The sequence below is a fragment of the Thermogutta sp. genome (genome assembly GCF_014359955.1).
Lineage (GTDB): Bacteria > Planctomycetota > Planctomycetia > Pirellulales > Thermoguttaceae > Thermogutta.
The window spans coordinates 1-2,367 of sequence record NZ_JACIYL010000693.1; the positions used below are offsets into that span (position 1 = coordinate 1).

Below are 2,367 nucleotides of genomic sequence, written 5' to 3' on the forward strand. Positions count from 1 at the left end.
GTGGGCTGGCTGCTGGTGATCAATGCTTTTCTGGGGTTTTTCTACTACCTGACGACGGGTACTCTGAGACAACTCATACCGGAACCGCGTGAGTTGCACATTTTGGCCTGGCGGCAGTTGCGATACTACCTCTACGGAATGTTCCACGGGGAACCACACCCGCTCCAGCGATCACGCCGGCGGAGGCTCAATCCATTGCAGCAGATCACGTACCTGGCGATTCTCAATATCCTGTTGCCTGTTCAAGTTGTCACGGGTGTGGCCCTCTGGTTTATGCAGTATTCTCCAGAGTTGATGCATTTCGTGGGAGGAATCGGCAACCTGGCCGCCGTGCATATGCTGGGCGCATGGTTTTTTGGCGCATTCGTCCTCGCACACATCTATCTGGCGACCACGGGTCCGACCCCGTGGGCCCATTTTGTGACGATGATTACCGGATATGAAGTCATTGAAGAGCCTTCCGCCGGCGAGGCCACGTCGGTTCAGCAAAACGAAATTGCTTAGCGCCAGGAGAACACCGCTCCAGGGGGATTTCAGGCGAAAACTCCATCCATGTTCAGGGAGAACAAAGAAATGGCCAACGAACCAACTCCAAAGGATCACGCGGTCAAACAATACTGGAATCCGTATGTGGCTGGAGTGGCACTGGGAACCGTCCTGTTTCTGGCCTTTTTGCTCACCGGAAGTGGTCTGGGAGCCTCCGGAGGGATTGCCCGAGTCGTCGTCCAGGTTTTGAAGGTGGTCGCCCCCAGCGTGGTTGACCGCAACCCATATTTCGCCCCGATGGGCGGCGGATTCGCCAATCCGCTCAATAACCATATCGTGTGGATGGTGCTGGGCGTCCTTCTTGGAGGTTTCATCTCGGGGCTTATTTCTGGGCGGACTCGCCTGGAGATTTATCATGGACCGCGGGTCAGGCCAGCCCAGCGACTTGTTCTGGCCTTTATTGGGGGCGCCTTCATGGGATGGGGCGCTGCAATGGCACGCGGGTGCACGTCCGGACAGGCGTTGTCGGGCGGCGCCGTGCTGTCTTTGGGAAGCTGGGTGTTCATGATGATGATTTTTGCAGCCGGGTACGCACTGGCGTATCCTTTTCGGCGATTCTGGCTTTGATTTGCAAGTGTGGAAAGCAGCACAACTTTTTTGGAGGCGGCACAATGTTCCCCCTGCATGTGATGGGTATTGCCGAAGTGTTGGTGACTGTCGTGATTGGGTTCTGGTTTGGGTTTGTTCTCGAACAGGCCGGCTTCGGTGACTGCCGCAATCTTGCTGCGCAGTTCTATCTATCCGACATGCGCGTTTTGAAGGTGATGTTCTCCGCCATCGTAACGGCAATGCTGCTTGTCTTTGCCGGATCTGCCATAGGCTGGATCGACTTTGAACAGATCTTCGTTCCACCCACGTACCTGGCCGCCTCTGTTGCCGGGGGACTGGCCCTGGGCGTTGGATTTATCATTGGTGGCTATTGTCCCGGAACATCGCTTGTCTCTTCGGCGACACTCAAGCTCGACGGCGTGGCCTTCGCCACCGGCGTGGCGGCAGGCATGTTCCTTTTCGGTTTGACATCTCCTTACGTGGAAGAATTCTGGACAGTCACCGGCGCGCTGGGCCGGTTGACAATCTTTGATTGGCTGGGCCTCGACGCCGGACCGGTTGTGCTCGGCGTGTTCCTCATGGCCGTCGGGGCCTTTGCCGCGGCAGAATGGGCCGAGAGGCGATTTCGATGGGCCAAGCCACCCGTCCCCGGTGCAGCCAATTCTCCGGTCGTATTGCGCGCTTTTGCTACGGCGGGTCTCATTCTGGCACTCGTCGCTGTGGTCATTGGCCAGCCAGACGCTGAGAGAAAAATTGCCCTGCAAAAGGCACGACTCGACGCGGCGATCCAGTCGCGCAAAGTGTTTATTGATCCAGCGGAGCTTTTGGATTTGATGTACAACAACCAGGTGGATCGAATCCTTCTCGATGTTCGAAGCGAATCGGATTACAACCTCTTCCATTTGAAGGACGCTATCCACACGACAATCGATGAGATCGACCGATTCTGGCGTCCCCGGTTGACGGCGGAGCAGGTCGTGGTCGTCATGTCCAACGACGAACGAGACGCCATCGAGGCCTGGAAGCACCTGGCCATCTCCCGAAACATGAACGCATACATTCTGGCCGGGGGTATTAATCGGTGGTGCGACGTGTATTTCGCCGGCAATCTCAACGTCCCGGGTCCGGAATTCGGTTCCCAGGGAGACGAGCACTTTCGCTACGCCGAGGCGTTCACCAAGTTGCGCCAGTGTCCAACTGGTACTGTGCCCGTTGGTTTGAATATTCCCGGCAGCCCCGGGGCCAACATCGACGTCTCACGGCCGGACGAAA

Annotated in this window: 3 protein-coding genes; all 3 read left to right on the forward strand. The window is 57.0% G+C overall.

The features are described 5' to 3' along the window. Window positions 1–504 (forward strand): cytochrome b/b6 domain-containing protein (locus tag H5U08_RS15930; RefSeq protein ID WP_297035268.1); only part of this gene is annotated, 504 nt, incomplete at its 5' end. A gap of 69 nt (window positions 505–573) precedes the next feature. Next, window positions 574–1,113, forward strand: a complete 540-nt coding sequence (locus H5U08_RS15935; protein WP_297035269.1) for a YeeE/YedE thiosulfate transporter family protein — start codon at window positions 574–576, stop codon at window positions 1,111–1,113. A 44-nt stretch (window positions 1,114–1,157) separates the two neighbouring features. Beyond that, window positions 1,158–2,367, forward strand: a 1,210-nt coding sequence (locus tag H5U08_RS15940) for a YeeE/YedE thiosulfate transporter family protein (RefSeq protein WP_297035272.1), incomplete at its 3' end; no start/stop codon positions are given.